The sequence below is a fragment of the Prevotella sp. genome, assembly GCF_036570325.1.
GTDB lineage: Bacteria > Bacteroidota > Bacteroidia > Bacteroidales > Bacteroidaceae > Prevotella.
On record NZ_DATCYK010000030.1, the window covers coordinates 57,105 to 73,202 of the forward strand.

Below are 16,098 nucleotides of genomic sequence, written 5' to 3' on the forward strand. Positions count from 1 at the left end.
TGAAAATGAAATATACAAACGAGTCGGTCCGTCGGCAGGACCGGCTCATGGAAGAGTCACGTGCCATAGAGCTGCTGGCCCATGGCGAGTACGGTGTTTTGTCGATGGTAGCCGACAACGGGGGCTATGGCATACCCGTAAACTTTGTTTGGGACGGCGACAGCAGCGTCTACATCCACTGCGCCCCGCAAGGTCGCAAGCTCCAAGCCTTGGACGCCAATCCCAATGTTTCGCTGTGCATAGTAGGCCATGTCAACCTATTGCCCGGCCGCTTCACCACCGAATACGAAAGCGTCATCCTCTTTGGGCAGGCCCGCCGCGGCCTTAGCGACGAGGAAAAGATGAAAGCCCTCCACCTGCTCATCGACAAGCTATCACCCGATTTCAAGCAGATAGGCGACAAGTACGCGCATGGCAGTTTTCACAGAGTAGAAATCATACGCGTTGATTTCACCGAATTTTCGGGCAAAAAGAAGAGCGTGCCCCATGCCGACTGACCATCGCCACGCTAACATAACACCACGAATATGAAACAACAAGTCATCATCTCTCAAGATATTAACGCCGAACTGTCACAAGCCATCGCCGCTTGTGAACACGACAAGCTCATCATTCTAACAGACACCGTTACCCATCGGCTTTGTCTGCCGCTACTCCACGGCTGCCCCGAGCTTAGCGCCGCCCACGTCATCACCATTCCCTCGGCCGACGTCAATAAGTCTATCGAATCACTGACCCACGTTTGGCAAGAGTTGGGAAGCCATGGGGCCACCCGCCACTCCTGCCTTATCAACCTCGGAGGGGGCATGGTGACCGACTTGGGAGGCTTCGCCGCCTCTACCTTTAAGCGGGGAATTAACTTCATCAACATCCCCACCACCCTGCTGGCCATGGTCGACGCCTCGGTAGGAGGCAAGACCGGAATCAATTTCAACGGGCTAAAGAACGAGATAGGGGTATTCGGCGACAGCCGGTTTGTTATCCTCGACACCCACTTTCTCCACACGCTTGACGCCGAGAACATCTGCTCGGGCTACGCCGAAATGCTGAAACACGGTCTTATCAGCAACGCCGCGATGTGGGCACAACTCGTGAATTTCGACCTTGAAAGTGCCTGCCGCCATGAGCCGGAAGCCATAACGGCCCTGCAACAGATGGTGGCCGACTCCGTAGCCGTGAAGGAACACATCGTCACCGCCGACCCCCACGAGCACGGCCTGCGCAAAGCGCTCAACTTAGGCCATACCTTCGGCCACGCCTTTGAGAGCTGGTCATTGCGCCGCAAGCCCGTACTTCATGGCTACGCCGTGGCATGGGGCTTGGTGGCCGAGCTTTACCTGAGCGCCGTTAAGTGTGGTTTTCCCACCGAACGCATGCGCCAGACCGTGCAATTCATCCATGAACACTACGGCCGACTGCCCATAACCTGCGCCGATTATGCCGAACTTATCGAGCTGATGCACCACGACAAAAAAAACCGTGGCAACGAAATCAACGTTACATTGCTGCAAAACATGGGTGAGCTTCGCATCGACCAAACGCTCACCGAGGCCGAGATAAAAGAGGCACTCGACTTCTTCAGGGAAGGCTAAACGGCCCCGCGCTTTCTCAACTGCCCCAAGACGGCTTCCCCAAAGCTACTCTTTCACCTTATCAAAGCAGCCCTTTGGGCGTGTCAAAGCTTATCTTTCACACGCCCAAAGGGCTGCTTTCAGAACATGACCTCACCGCTTATCAGCTCTTATCATACCTAACTCATTGAGCTACAAGCAAGAAACCATCCTTTACTCCCATCAAAATAAAACGCTGATTGACCGACTGATTATCTATCATACAGCCTCAACCATTCCCCAACCCTATCTAAATTCCACCTTATTTTATAGCCGATTTGTCAATCAAATGTCCTCAACCATTCCTGAACTCCATAGGGGTACAGCCCTTCATACGCCTGAAAAACTTATTGAAAAAGCTGGGATTAGGGAAGTTGAGGCGCATGGCTATCTCCACGATGGGCAGGTCGCTATACTTTAACATTACCTGCGCGGCGGCCATAATCGCCCGGTCTATCCACTCCTTTGCCGTAACGCCGCTGGCTTGTTTCACCACAACCCCCAAATAACGCTCCGTAAGGCAGAGCTTATCGGCGTAAAACGACAACCTATGCTCATGCTTGCCATGCGTATTGACCAAGTAAATGAACTTGTCGAAGATGGCCCTTTCTCTCGTTGTTTGGCTGATCTGCGTCAGTTTCTGCTTCTGAAACAAGTCGTCATACGCATGCAGTATGGCGGCCACTAACGCATAGACAACCTTCATCGAAGCCCCTTGCTGCCGCAAAGACCTTAGCAAACTCATGAACAAAGTACCCAAGAAATCGCTTTGGTCACCCGTTGCCGCTATCAAACCTGCCATGCGCTCGCCATTCAAAAAGCCGGGAAGTTGATTACCTACGGCCATGTGGAGCGTGTCGATGGAGAGCACCATGCCTTTCAGCGTAAAGTCATGGTTTATCCATAGGGGCTGAACGATAGTGCCGGGAGTAAGAAATACCAGCGTATCGGGGCTTAACTCGTGCTCTATCAGATTGATATAAACCCGTCCTTGGCCCGAAGCTACAATACCAATCCTATAATCTTCGAGCTGCATAATGCGTTTTTCATTCACCACTTTTTGTAGTATATTCGACTCTTTGCCCACTACGGAAATAGAACGGCTGATGTATCTGTCGCTCTCATGGCCTCCCCAAAAGGCGTCGAGCAGTTCTCTGAAGCGGTCGAAGGTTAATGACTCGGGCTTTTGTTTCATACGTTTACCATCTAAAATACTACGCAAAGATAATTATTCTTAGCCTATTTCTATTCTTTTTGTCGTATTATCCCACAAAAAGAACATTATTAAGCGCATAAGGATAACGATCCTTTCTTCCCGAAGAGCTATCTTTGCCATTATCAAATGAATGCTTATTAAATTATGAGATTACCTTTTTTATTTCTCTTGGGATGGATGGTAACGGGACCACTGATGGCCCAACCGCTCACCATCGACCTGTGCAAACAGTTGGCCCGCGACCATTATCCGGCCCTCAAGCAGTACCAATTGTTAACACAAACGGCCCAATACACTATTGAAAACGCCGCTAAGGCGTGGTTGCCGCAGGTAAGCGCAAGCCTCAACGGACTGGCCTTTACCGACATTCTCAAGGCCGACGGCGCCCTAAAACCGCTCACCGACGACATGCCTCGGCAGGTTTTAACGGGTAATATTACCGTAAGACAGAACCTTTACGACGGCGGGCGCACCAAAGCCGTGCGACGATTGGCGGCCGCCACGGCGGAAGTGGAGCGCCAACAGCTCACGGTCGCCCTCTATGAATTAAACCATCGAATAGAACAACTCTACTTCGGCATTCTCATTCATGACGCCAAACTGCGCCAAAACGAGCTTTTTCAGTCTGACTTGGCCCTAAGTCGCCAAACGATAGTGGCGCTCATGCGGGGCGGCATGGCCAATCAGGGCGACTTAGACGCCGTCGACGTAGAGTCGGTGAAGGCCCGCCAAGCCATGGAAGCGCTACAAGCATCGCGGTCGGCGTACGTTAATATGCTCGGCATTTTCGTGGGTCGTAATCTTCAAGGCGACTCGCTCACCTGCCCCGAGCCCACTGTCGTAGGCCAAGAAAACCGCCATCCGCAGTTGGCTTTCTATCAGTCGCAAATCGATAGGCTCCAAAACAAGCGCCAACAGCTCAACACCCGCCTGCTGCCTACACTCTCGGCATTTGGCACGGGCTTGTATCATAGTCGGGTAAGCAGGCTTATCAAGCCTACCATTTGGGCCGCCGGACTGACAATGAGTTGGAATATCGGCGCACTCTACACCCGCAAGAACGAGCTGAGAAGTTTGGATGTGGAACGCCGCATGATTGAGAGCCGGCGTGAGACTTTCCTTTTCAACAACCGTTTGGAGAACGAACAAACGAGTGGAAACATTGAAAGCCTGCGCCGCCAATTGGCCTTGGACGCCGAGCTCGTGGCGCTTCGGGAACGCCTCCGCACCACGAGCGAGAAACGAGTGAACTTTGGTACGGAGAGCGTCAATGAGCTTTTGCGCAAGATAAACGGGCTTAACGAGGCTCGCCAACAGCAATCTATCCATCAATTACAGCTTATTTACGAAACATATACACTAAAAACAAACAAAGGTTTATGAGACATATTACATTATTAGCTATGCTTCCGCTGCTCATTGGGTGCGGTCAGGGCGAGAAAGAGTACGACGCCACCGGCACGTTTGAGGCCACCGAGGTAACAGTTTCGGCCGAACAGACGGGTAAGTTATTACAATTCACGGTAGAAGAGGGCCATAAGGTAGAGGCCGGTAGCCAATTGGGGCTGGTAGATACCGTGCAATTATACCTTAGGGCACGGCAAATTGGCGCCACACAGTTAGTCTATGCGGCGCAACGGCCCGACATAGCGAAGCAAATAGCGGCCACCCGACAGCAGATAACCAAAGCCGAGGAGGACGTGAAGCGCTTTACCGGGCTGGTCAATGATGGCGCAGCAAACCGCAAACTCCTTGATGACGCCCGTCATCAGCTCACTATCCTGCGCCGACAACTCGACGCCCAGTCGGCTACTCTCCACACTTCGACCAACAGTTTGTCGGCCCAAATGAGCACGGCCGACGTAGAGAAGCTGGTCGTAGCTGACCAATTGCGCAAGTGTCGCATACATACGCCCATCTCGGGAACCATCTTGGAGAAGTATGTGGAGCCGGGTGAGTTTGTCATTGTTGGCAAACCACTTTTCATGGTGGCCGATTTGGATCGCATGTTCCTCCGTGCCTACCTCACGAGCGACCAGCTCCGGCGGGTAAAGATAGGCCAACGGGTAAAGGTAATGAGCAATTACGGTGGGTCGGAGCGCAAGTATTACGACGGGACAATTACATGGATTAGCGGTAAAAGTGAGTTCACGCCCAAGACAATCCTCACCGATGACGAGCGGGCTGACCTTGTTTACGCCGTTAAAATAAGCGTAAAGAACGACGGTTTCTTGAAGATTGGCATGTATGGAGAGGTGAAAATATAACTATGGAAACCATCGATATTAAAGGTATTTCCAAGCACTACGGGGGGGTAAAGGCCTTGACGGATGTGACGCTGCAGGTGCATGAGGGTGAGATTTTCGGCCTCATAGGGCCCGATGGCGCCGGAAAAACCACGTTGTTTCGTATTTTAGCCACCTTGTTGTTGGCCGATAAAGGCACCGCAACGGTCTGTGGCTACGACGTCGTGGCCGATATGAGACAGATACGCCGCCACATCGGCTACATGCCGGGCCGCTTCTCGCTCTATCAAGACTTGACCGTGGAGGAGAATCTCTCCTTTTTTGCCATCTTGTTTGGCACGACCGTGGCCGCCGGATACGAACTGATAGCGCCTATCTACTCACAAATTGAGCGGTTCAAGCACCGCCGTGCCGGCCGATTGTCGGGTGGTATGAAGCAGAAACTGGCACTTTGCTGTGCCCTTATCCACCGTCCTACCCTGCTATTACTCGACGAACCGACCACGGGTGTTGACCCCGTGAGCCGCAAGGAGTTCTGGCAAATGCTGCAACAATTGCGCCATCAGGGTATAACCATTGTGGCCGCAACGCCTTATCTCGACGAAATTCGCCAATGCGACCGCATTGCTTTCATCAACAAAGGTGAACTGATGGGCGTCGGAAGTCCGATGGATATTTTGCAAAAGTTCCACGACATCTTTACGCCCATCCCACAAATGGACGCTAATAGGACTGCTCCGACCAACGAAAATGCCGAAAACGTCATTGAGGTAAGCCATCTCGTGAAAGCTTTTGGCAGCTTCCGGGCCGTCGATGACATATCTTTTAAGGTGAGAAAAGGTGAGATTTTCGGTTTCTTAGGGGCCAATGGAGCCGGCAAGACCACAGCCATGCACATGCTGACGGGCCTCAGCCAACCCACCGAGGGGCAGGGACGGGTGGCCGGTTACGACATCAGTAGCGAGTATGAGCTGGTAAAGAAGCACATCGGTTACATGAGTCAGAAGTTCACGCTCTATGAAGATCTCACCGTAAAAGAGAACATCAGGCTCTTCGGAGGTATCTATGGCATGAAGAAAAGCCATATAGAACAGAAAACAAGGGAGCTTTTGGGCCGCTTGAAAATGGAAGACCACCGGGATACTGTCGTGGCTTCGCTGCCTTTGGGATGGAAACAGAAGCTGGCATTCTCGGTAAGTATCTTCCACGAACCTCAGGTAGTATTCCTCGATGAGCCTACCGGTGGCGTCGACCCGGCCACCCGCCGACAGTTCTGGCAGCTCATCTACGAGGCTGCCGCACGAGGTATCACGGTGTTTGTAACCACCCATTACATGGATGAAGCTGAATATTGCGACCGCATTTCCATCATGGTGGATGGCAAGATTAGCGCCATCGGTACGCCCCTTCAGCTAAAACAGCAGTTTAACCAGCCCGACATGGACCATGTTTTCACCTATTTGGCACGGCGGGCACAACGTAGTAGCGACGTATGAAAGAGTTTTTGGCCTTCGTAATCAAAGAAAGTAAGCACATATTGCGTGACGTTCGCACCATGCTTATCCTCTTTGTAATGCCCATTGCCTTGATGTTGATCTTCGGATTTGCCATCCGTACCGATGTCAAAAACGTGCGCACGGTCATCGTAACGACCCATCAGGACCACCGAACACGGCAAATCATCATGGCCTTAAGCCAATCGGAATACTTCGATATATGCCATACGGTAAGTTCACCACAAGAAGCCGAGCGATTGATTCGCCATCAGAAAGCCGATTTGGCGATTGTTTTCGGACCTCATTTCGCGGCTCGCCACAGTGGCATACAGCTCATTGCCGACGGTACCGACCCCATGATGGCCCGACAATACAGTAACTATGCCCAACAAATCATTGGCAGCCAACAATCTCACCAAGCCACCCTCACGCCGCAGATAGCCCAAGGAGGCTGCTCCGAAATAACCATGGCACTGCTTTATAACCCCCAAATGAAAAGCAGTTACAACTTCGTTCCCGGCATTATGGGCATGCTCTTGCTGCTGATATGCGCCATGATGACCTCCATAAGTATTGTGAAGGAGAAGGAGAAAGGCACGATGGAAGTGCTCTTGGTCTCCCCCGTAAGGCCGCTGCTGGTCATTATTGCCAAGGCCGTACCCTACATGTTGCTCTCGGTATTGGTACTCTTCATTATCTTGCTGATGGCCCATTTCGTGTTAGGCGTGCCGCTGACGGGCAATCTATCGGCCATTATCGGCGTATCGGGGCTTTATATTCTGCTGGCACTTGCGTTGGGATTACTTATCAGCACCATAGCCCAACAACAGTTATCGGCCCTGATCGGCTCGGGTGTTATACTGCTCATGCCCAGTGTTTTGCTCAGTGGCATGATGTTTCCCGTGGAGAGTATGCCGACCATTTTTCGTTATGTAGCGGCTCTCATGCCCCCTACCTATTATATAAGTGCCATGCGCAAGCTCATGATTATGGGCGTAAGCACGTCGCAAGTGCTGCCCGAGATAGCCACACTTGCCGCCATGGCCACCGCGTTTCTTACGATAGCACTGCTTAAATTCAACAAAAGATTAGAATGATATGCCTATACGTTACTTGATAGAAAAGGAATTCTTACAGATTCGACGTAACCGTTTTCTCCCCCGACTGATAATCATTTTTCCCATCATGATTATGTGTGTAATGCCTTGGGTGATGAATATGGATGTGAAAAACGTAAGGATTGACGTGGTCGACAACGACCGTTCGAACGATTCGCGACGGCTTGTGGAGCGCATAGCGGCCAGCAATTACTTCATTTTCAATGCCCAACGCTCCACCTACCATGAGGCTTTGGAGGACGTGGAGCGGTCGAAGGCCGATGTGATCATTGAGATTCCCCACCATTACCACCACGATATGATGACGGGACAGACGCCCCAAATAAGGATAGCGGCTAACGCTACGAACAGTACAAAAGGCACGATGGGCATGACGTATGTGAGCCAAATCGTCCTTCAACATATCCTTGAAGGGAAGCGAATCGAGGCTTCGATGATGAAAGAACAACCCTCGGTGCGCTACCTTTACAACCTTCAACAAGATTACAAGAGGTTTATGATACCGTCGTTGATAGCTATCCTTATCCTGCTTATGTGTGGAACGCTGCCTACACTCAACATTGTGGGCGAGAAAGAGACCGGCACCATCGAGGCCATCAACGTGACACCGGTGAGCCGACTCACCTTTATATTGGCCAAACTGATACCTTACTGGCTGATAGCTTTCGTCGTTATGACGATTTGTTTCCTGATTTCATGGCTTCTTTACGGCATAACTCCGGCCGGAAACATAGGACTTTGTTACCTGCTGGCCATGCTGTTGGCCTTCGTGTTCAGCGGTTTGGGACTGGTAGTGTCGAACTATAACCAAACCATGCAGCAGGCCATGTTCGTTATATGGTTCTGTGTCATGCTGATGTTGCTCATGAGCGGACTCTTTACCCCCGTGCGATCAATGCCCCACTGGGCCTATCTAACCACCTACATCAACCCCATGCACTATTTCATTGACGCCATTCGGACGGTCTTTGTGCGTGGGGGTGACTTTGAAAGCGTCAAACATCAGGCTGCCGCCTTGGCCATTATAGCCGTGATAATGGATAGCTGGGCCATCATCAGTTACCGCAAGAACGGATGAAAAAGACAACGAACGACGCATAAGAAAAGCAGGCCAAACGAGCTGTTCGGCCTGCTATTATTGCACAATAAAGGGCTGTTGACGCCCTTATTTGAAGTATTTCTTCAGATGGAATGCCCAAATCTTATAGCCCAAAGGCGAAAGATGGAGCCCGTCAACGGTCAGTTCGGGGCGCAATTCGTTGGTACCATGGCGGTTAAAATAGCGAAACAAATTGATATAAGAAATCTTTTCGGCCTCGCAATAACGACGAATCAAGCGTGTCACTTCAGCCACCCGCTCCGTCTTTCCCTCCAAAGTCTTCCAGCGACCGAAGCCTTCATTGATGGGCAAAAGGCTCTGCACATAGAGCTTTGTATGGGGACTGTCGGTCCGAATCTTATCAATGACCTTCTTGCATTGGGCAAACACCTCGGCCGCCGATAGGTCATGACTGATGTCATTGACACCTACCATGAGGAAAATGGCCTTGGGCCGTCCCGGCAGAATCTGACTCAAGCGATGGTATATGCCCGTGGCGTCGTCGCCGGCTATGCCCCTATTGCGAACATGTTTGGCCCCGAGGAGTTTGTTCCAGTCGCCGGCAAACTCGGTAAGGCTGTTTCCCAACATGACCACGTCGGTACTGTCGACGGGCCGCATCTTGTCGAACTCGGCCACACGGTCGTTATAATGGTCGAACGAACGGTAGGTAACGCTCTGCGCGTCGGCACGAGGAGATAGCGTACTCATCATGAAAAACAAGGCGGATAAGGCGTAATATCTCATTTCTAAAACTGTTCCAATATTTTAATTCGTTTCTCGGTATCGGGGTGAGTGCTGAAAAGAGAGTTCATGAAGCTCATGAGTCCCTGCTCCATTTCGTCGGGCTGACAGATAAAGAGCTGGGCCACGTCGGCCCGCTTCACGTCGTCGAGCCCCGGATTACCCGATATTTTACGCAACGCGGAGGCCAAAGCCATGGGATTGCCACACAGTTCCGCCCCGCCCGCATCGGCCATGTACTCGCGCTTACGTGAGATGGCGAAGCGTGTAAGCAAGGTAAACACATAGGCGATAGCGCAGCAAACAAGCCCTATCAACATGATAACGACAATAGAAAGCCCACTCTTCTCGTTGTCATTACTGCTCCTCCGTCCGCCGCCATACCACATCGTTTGGTACATCATACGAACGACGAGCGACATAACAGTGGAAATGATACCGACAAAAATAATGCTGGTAATGAGCAATCGGGTATCACGATTGCGGATGTGGGTAAGCTCGTGGGCGATAACTCCGGCCAACTCATCGTCGGTAAGCAGGTCGAGCAAACCTTGGGTAACGGTTACCGTGTAGCTAGCTTTATTGATTCCGCTGGCAAAGGCATTGAGTTGGGGGTCGTTGACCACATTGATTTTGGGCATATCCATGCCACATGTCATGCACAGATTCTCCACTATGTTGTAGACACGGGGATTGTCTCGCCGGCTCAAAGGCACGGCTCCCGTGGCATGACTAATCATAGAGGCATTGCTGAAATAGGCGATGGCAAACCACACTCCTACCCCTAACACCACCCAAGGCACCGTCGTGAGGAAGTAATAGTTAACCGTTTCCACGTCTAACTGATGGACCACGTTGCCCGACTCGTCGTAATAACCGCCTCCAAAGAAGTTGAGCAACGCTAAAAATACCCAAACCATTCCCAAGATAATGACCGGGAAAAGCAGCAATAACAACATGCTCTTGATGTTGTTATTGCGCATTTGGGTATACATACCTACATATTTCATAGGCTTAGAACTTTACTTCGGGCGCCTTTTCCAGCTCCGCACGGTTCTCAGGAGCTATCTCGAACATGGGTTCTTTATGGAATCCGAACATGCCGGCTATGAGGTTGGAGGGGAAAGACTGCACGGCCGTGTTGAGCTCACGGGTAGATGAGTTGAAGAAACGGCGTGTGGCGGCCAGCTTGTTCTCAATATCGGCTATCTCAGTCTGTAGCTGAAGGAAGTTCTGATTGGCTTTCAATTCGGGGTAAGCCTCCAACGACACCTTCAGTCCGGCAAGCGCACCGGTCAACGCATTGTCGGCCATAATCTTGTCATTGATAGACTGCGCCCCCATGGCAGCCGCACGGGCAGCCGTCACTTTCTCCAAAACCTCACGCTCATGCGTGGCGTAGCCCTTTACCGTAGCTACCAACTGCGGAATGAGGTCGTAGCGTTGTTTCAACTGAACGTCGATGTTGGCAAACGCATTCTCACGATTATTGCGCAGTCCAACCAAGCGATTATACAAACTAACGAGCAACAAGGCTATCAAAGCCAAGGCCACAAGAACGATAATAAGTGTCATAATATATACGAAATTGATTACTTAATAGGATTACAAAGATAATGTAAAAGTTGGCAGAAGGGCCTAAATTTAAGAATATTTATAAAGAAAAGAAACCGGCCATAAGCATATCTCAACTTATAACCGGCTTCTTTTTTTATTTACGAACGCTGTTCATGGCCCGTAATACCTTCTCGAAGTATCGCTGCGTTTTCCTGCTACTGCAACGGAACCCGCCATTCCATGAGCGTATGGCACGCTCTATGTTGTTAAGCGGATTGTGCTTTGACTGAATCAGAAGGAACATTTCCTTCGACTTCTCCACGCTGAAACGATCTTTCAAAGTGAATTTTTTCTTACTCTTGCGAGCCCTCAATATCTGGTTGCACTCGGCCACCAAGATTGGGGTAATTTGCATAGCGCCCACCGAATTGCCACTAACGGCCCGGGGATTGCCTTCACTCTCTACTTGGATTATCGCCTCTATCACAGGAGACCAATCCATTTTTCCATTTGACTTTGTACCTGAAGTATTTGCACCTAATGCGGGAATAACTTCCAACCCGATAAAAGATAAAACTAAAAATACAATCTTAAATATTCTCTTCATCAGTAATTGATTTGTGGAACCTGATTACCGGAAATACAACATCCGCATTAATCGCGATTGCAGAGTATGAGAAAGAGTTATCTGCACACCTCAGCTCCGTTAGTATCGACGAGAAAACACCCTAACCAATAGGGCCTTATCTCAATAAATCGGGTGCAAAGGTACGCAAAAAATACGACACCGGCAAGCCTTTCTCGTCCCGTTTGAGCTTTTTTAAAGGAAACGTTAAAAGTCAACCCATTGAAAATCAAGCACTTCATATTCCCACTTCGTCCCTCTGACAAAGGGGCTCCATTTTCCCCATAGGCCCATCGGTAAAGGGCTTGCGGGCCATTCACGCACATTGGGGAAAGGGCCACCGGCCTGCGTAACGCCGCATAACATTTGTTAACAATTCGAGGATAATTCATTCAGAATTATCTTTACAAAAAGTCATTGCTGCGTGCGTTTTTCTCAAATAAAAAGAGTTGGGGCCAAAATATCGCAATCCTGAAGATGTTACACATAACTTTGATAATCAAGGGATTACGAGTTTTATCAATTCTAAGCCCCGTTTTCACCCGCCCACGGCAGCCTTCTCGCCCTGCCATTGTGGGCCTTTCGTCCTCCCATAAGGGGCCTTTTACGGGAGCATAGCTGCCCTTTCATGCTCTTTTAAGTGGCTATTCGGCCTACCTTAATGCCGCTTCGACGGGTCGAAAGCCATGTCTCGGCACACAAAAAGGAGCGCAACTGCCTCGTAACAGTTGCGCTCCCATCGGTCAGTCAAGGCTTAAACGGCCTTGTGTTTATCTATTTGCCCTATTTAAAAGTAGGGCAAAAAAGTGAAATAAATTTGACATTCTCCTCCTCCGTCCCTATCGTTACGGGAATAAACGGCAAGGAGCGGGTCATGCCACAGCTCACCATTTTACATAAGTCCATGGACTTTTCTCATTCTCCAGCAAGTCTTCTGCCAAGCCAATCATGTTGGTCGTGCCCATCGACAGCGTACGCCCGAGCACGTAGCTATGGGCATAATCCTTCCAATTGGTATAGGCTTCCTTGGTCATTTCGTAAGCTCCATCGACACACTGCCTGCACTCGTCCTCACTGATGTAACCTTGCTCGAGGCAAAGACGGCTGATGAAATTCAGTCTTCCCGCATCCCAAGCGAGTACCCCCAGCCTTCCCATCTCCTCTTTTGACGCTACTATGCCGTCATCCTTTATGTCTTCCCATTCATCTTCCATGGTTTCTAACTTTTCCAAGCACTCTTTAAGGAAGTCAGGGTGCTCTTTTAGCTCCTCGTCTTCGCTGAGCCATGCCCGTCCGGCGGCGCTGTCGCCCTTCATAAAGGCCTCATAAACATAGGTAAACGTAAACTGCGAGGGGGCTTTCGCCAACCAACTCAATGTTTCAATGGCACTGTCTCTATCGGTAATGCCAAAATATTCGCCCAAAATAACCTCACGCACGGATGGCTTCACGCCCGTTTCAAACGTATTCAATACGCCCTGCTGCTGATATACATACAAGTTACCAAGGCTTATTTTACGTAAATCGGCCTCCGACAAGTGCGCGTTCTCGTCTACTCTCAAATCATCTTGGAAAAGGCTTTGTACCTTTGCCAACCTTCCTAACAAAGACTTTAAAATCATAATACTGCGTTTTGTCTTAACAGTTCCTTAAGACTTTTTTCATGATAAAACGATGAAGCGTGGAACTGCGAGCTACGTTTGGGCTTGAACATTTCCGATATGGTCAAATACAACATAAGCATTACGCTTCTATTTATTACTTAATATATGGCTAACAGAGTGCCTATTCAGCTGCAAAGATAGCAAAAGATACATATCATATAGCCAAATACACAAAAAAAACTTAACAATATATAAAACAATAAATATCAACTAAGCATAAAAAATCCGTCCAGCTACTAATAACTAATAGGATTAATTCTTCTACAAAGTATTGAAACCATAGAACAAGACTACAATAGGAAAGATGAAAAGTAGCAATGCCACCCAACCATAGCATAGCTTTTTTTCAAACGAGTATTGAACAAAGTCTTCTGAATAGCACTTGAAACGCTCGTTACGTTCAAGAAGAAAATATTCTATAATTCCAGACATCACCATGATCAAAACTACCCACAAGAGCCTATAGTCTTTATTAAAGATCATTTTCACTTGTGTAACTCCGCAACGATATAACAGAAGAAGAATGCAACCTAAGTACAACATTTCACCTACAACAAAAAGGCCGGAGGAATAAAAGACAATATTTAATCTCAAAGTTTCTTGCCCTTTACATAATGATTTATCTTTAGGGGTGAGTGAAGAATGCTCATAGAAGAAGCTAGCAAATGACCCAATGCACTTATAAAGCATATAATATAAGTAAATTACAAATATCATCTTTTCTATAAATTATGATAATTGAGTACAAAGGTAATATTTTCCCAAACATACCCTTGCACTCAAAAAACTATTTTATTGTTGCACCATGAATCCATCATAATTGAAATTTTGGATATAAGGTTGTGCTCCATTAATGATTTTGTATATTAGAGTCATCCCGTGTGTTATAAATATTCACACCAACATCGATGATAGAAAATCCTCCTAAAAAACAATTTTGACACATTCCTTTCGTTCTCTGATTAAATAGCAACAACCTAAAAATATACCCAACAAACAAGGCATGATGATGAGAAGAAGTATTATAATATTGATAAACTTAAGCCTTGGGCTTTTTACTGCCTATATGCTCGTGGTGCATATCAGGGAAACAAATATCTCAACGCATCAAGATCATATAGCTTGTACTATCCTAAAGCTGGATCAGGAATACACTTCAAGGCAACACCCTACGGCTGATATTATTTATCAAAATAAACAATACACCACTAATATATCAGTGGGTAATAGCTTACAAATAGGATATAATAATGATACGTTCTATTATGACGAGTTACTTGATAGGGTTTTCTGCCATGATCCGGGCATAGAAAAAGGTCTCTATGTAGCCATATTCTTATTTATCTCGTCTTTCTTATTTTGGCTAAATCCAAATACAGTTTTCAAAAATGAGAGAAAAAGAAAGTAATGGTAGGAATATCACACCTCATCATTATTACCATCATAATATATTTACCGGCAAGCATAATTACCATGGGCTCGCTTATTGCCATTAACCTTCTTCCCATAAAGTGTGCTATAACAACAGATTCGCTACATTAGCTTACTGGGTTTTTACGCTCGTCGGGACGGGTGGTCCCGCCCCTTGGCGCTGGTCGCTCCCCGACCGATGAGTTTAAAAGCGTAAAATAATCTGCGATATATTTTGATTCTCCCCGACTTATCGAATAACAGTTTTCTTATTTCGATGTTTTATGAATTTAAGATACTTATAATTACGTGGAAGAATTTCTTCGTTTGACTCCCAGAATTTTTCACTCACATCGGGCTGGATCGGAACAAGGTGCTTGACAGATTTGAGTTTTTGCATCGGAGTCTTGCCGTTCAGTGAGGAATGTGGTCGTTTCTTATTGTAAAACTCCTGCCATTCCATAGCCATCACATTCAAATCAAGTGTCTTGTCCGACAAATCTATAAGATTCCAAAACTCTGTCTTATCGGTCTGCTGAGACCTTTCAACTTTGCCATTCAGATGCGGAGTTCTTGGTTTGATTGGTCTGAATTTGATAAAATGGTCATGCAGTTCATATTGGAAGTCATAATTGAAAAATTCTGTTCCCCAATCAGTTTGTATCCGCTGAACGGGAAAAGGAAAGGTGTTCAGTATCTCTCCTAAAAAATGAATTGTACTTTCCGCTTTTTTATTGGGATATACACGAATGGTTCTCAAACGGGTACAATCATCTATGGCCGTGAACTGGTATGCTCCGTTTCGTACTTTCATTACATCCAGCTGAACCCTTTCCCCGGGAATTTCTTTACTATATCGGATATAGTCTGACTTTTTACGCCGTTTCACAACAGCTTTGACTTGATGCTTTTTCAACACACGCCACACCGTCATGGCTGAGAGCTTTATTCTCTTCCTAAGCAGATAGTTGGCAATCCGTTGCGCTCCCCATCTTCTCGTCTCACGCAGATTAAGGATAATGGTTTCAATTTCAGGTGTTATCTTCATATTGGCAAGTCTTGATGGACGTTTAGACTTGTCGGACAATTCCGACTTGCCTTCTTCTTTCTCGCGATTTTTCCAACGGTATAACGTGGAACGGGCAATCCCGCACCGAAGGGCAGTTTTTGTCACAGAACCCGTTTCGGCGTATAGCTCAAGCCATTTTTGGCGCATTCGTATTTTCCGTATATCTTCTTTCATGCTACGAAGATACGGATTAAGATTTGCCTACGAAAAGAAAAAGTGTAGCGGATCTATTGATACTTTACAT

At 48.0% G+C, this 16,098-nt stretch carries 15 protein-coding genes; 8 read left to right on the top strand and 7 right to left on the bottom strand.

Features of this window, described 5'->3' with window-relative positions; genetic code table 11:
- The first annotated feature begins 5 nt into the window (after nucleotides 1–5).
- The gene (locus tag VIR50_RS02765) at nucleotides 6–497 is read left to right on the top strand and encodes a pyridoxamine 5'-phosphate oxidase family protein (protein WP_331933634.1); all 492 of its coding nucleotides are present in this window, start codon (nucleotides 6–8) and stop codon (nucleotides 495–497) included.
- A 30-nt stretch (nucleotides 498–527) separates the two neighbouring features.
- Complete coding sequence (gene aroB / locus VIR50_RS02770) at nucleotides 528–1,592, top strand: 3-dehydroquinate synthase (RefSeq protein ID WP_331933620.1); 1,065 nt, start codon at nucleotides 528–530, stop codon at nucleotides 1,590–1,592.
- 313 nt (nucleotides 1,593–1,905) lie between these two features.
- On the opposite strand, the gene VIR50_RS02775 is transcribed toward aroB, so the two are convergent.
- On the bottom strand, nucleotides 1,906–2,805 hold the full coding sequence (locus tag VIR50_RS02775; protein ID WP_331933621.1) for an AraC family transcriptional regulator: 900 nt from the start codon (nucleotides 2,803–2,805) through the stop codon (nucleotides 1,906–1,908).
- A 165-nt stretch (nucleotides 2,806–2,970) separates the two neighbouring features.
- Here VIR50_RS02775 and VIR50_RS02780 point away from each other — a divergent pair, with 165 nt between their 5' ends.
- The 5 genes from VIR50_RS02780 to VIR50_RS02800 are packed head-to-tail and all read left to right on the top strand — an operon-like array spanning nucleotide 2,971 to nucleotide 8,764.
- A complete protein-coding gene (locus tag VIR50_RS02780) occupies nucleotides 2,971–4,209 on the top strand; it encodes a TolC family protein (RefSeq protein ID WP_331933622.1) in 1,239 nt (412 codons plus the stop codon).
- The gene (locus VIR50_RS02785; RefSeq protein WP_331933623.1) at nucleotides 4,206–5,093 is read left to right on the top strand and encodes an HlyD family secretion protein; all 888 of its coding nucleotides are present in this window, start codon (nucleotides 4,206–4,208) and stop codon (nucleotides 5,091–5,093) included. Before VIR50_RS02780 ends, VIR50_RS02785 begins: the two co-directional genes overlap by 4 nt.
- 2 nt (nucleotides 5,094–5,095) lie before the next feature.
- On the top strand, nucleotides 5,096–6,568 hold the full coding sequence (locus VIR50_RS02790) for an ATP-binding cassette domain-containing protein (RefSeq protein WP_331933624.1): 1,473 nt from the start codon (nucleotides 5,096–5,098) through the stop codon (nucleotides 6,566–6,568).
- Nucleotides 6,565–7,665, top strand: a complete 1,101-nt coding sequence (locus tag VIR50_RS02795) for an ABC transporter permease (protein WP_331933625.1) — start codon at nucleotides 6,565–6,567, stop codon at nucleotides 7,663–7,665. The genes VIR50_RS02790 and VIR50_RS02795 overlap by 4 nt, the downstream gene beginning before the upstream one ends.
- Nucleotide 7,666: 1 nt before the next feature.
- Complete coding sequence (locus VIR50_RS02800; RefSeq protein WP_331933626.1) at nucleotides 7,667–8,764, top strand: ABC transporter permease; 1,098 nt, start codon at nucleotides 7,667–7,669, stop codon at nucleotides 8,762–8,764.
- Nucleotides 8,765–8,851: 87 nt separating this feature from the next.
- On the opposite strand, the gene VIR50_RS02805 is transcribed toward VIR50_RS02800, so the two are convergent.
- The 5 genes from VIR50_RS02805 to VIR50_RS02825 all read right to left on the bottom strand — a co-directional run bounded on the left by VIR50_RS02805 (nucleotide 8,852) and on the right by VIR50_RS02825 (nucleotide 13,333).
- A complete protein-coding gene (locus VIR50_RS02805; protein WP_331933627.1) occupies nucleotides 8,852–9,532 on the bottom strand; it encodes a GDSL-type esterase/lipase family protein in 681 nt (226 codons plus the stop codon).
- Between the two features lie 2 nt (nucleotides 9,533–9,534).
- Entirely contained in the window at nucleotides 9,535–10,539 is a 1,005-nt protein-coding gene (locus VIR50_RS02810) for a M48 family metallopeptidase (RefSeq protein ID WP_331933628.1), read from the bottom strand.
- 4 nt (nucleotides 10,540–10,543) lie between these two features.
- Nucleotides 10,544–11,104 (bottom strand): LemA family protein, encoded by a 561-nt coding sequence (locus VIR50_RS02815; RefSeq protein ID WP_331933629.1) that lies wholly within the window; start codon nucleotides 11,102–11,104, stop codon nucleotides 10,544–10,546.
- Between the two features lie 136 nt (nucleotides 11,105–11,240).
- Nucleotides 11,241–11,693 carry a transglycosylase SLT domain-containing protein gene (locus VIR50_RS02820; RefSeq protein WP_331933630.1) on the bottom strand — a complete coding sequence of 151 codons (453 nt, stop codon included), beginning with the start codon at nucleotides 11,691–11,693 and terminating at the stop codon, nucleotides 11,241–11,243.
- 902 nt (nucleotides 11,694–12,595) lie between these two features.
- Entirely contained in the window at nucleotides 12,596–13,333 is a 738-nt protein-coding gene (locus VIR50_RS02825; RefSeq protein WP_331933631.1) for a DUF1266 domain-containing protein, read from the bottom strand.
- 1,045 nt (nucleotides 13,334–14,378) lie between these two features.
- Here VIR50_RS02825 and VIR50_RS02830 point away from each other — a divergent pair.
- Nucleotides 14,379–14,783, top strand: coding sequence for a hypothetical protein (locus VIR50_RS02830; protein ID WP_331933632.1), 405 nt, complete (start codon nucleotides 14,379–14,381; stop codon nucleotides 14,781–14,783).
- A gap of 252 nt (nucleotides 14,784–15,035) precedes the next feature.
- On the opposite strand, the gene VIR50_RS02835 is transcribed toward VIR50_RS02830, so the two are convergent.
- The gene (locus tag VIR50_RS02835) at nucleotides 15,036–16,028 is read right to left on the bottom strand and encodes an IS481 family transposase (RefSeq protein WP_331933633.1); all 993 of its coding nucleotides are present in this window, start codon (nucleotides 16,026–16,028) and stop codon (nucleotides 15,036–15,038) included.
- Nucleotides 16,029–16,098: the final 70 nt, after the last annotated feature.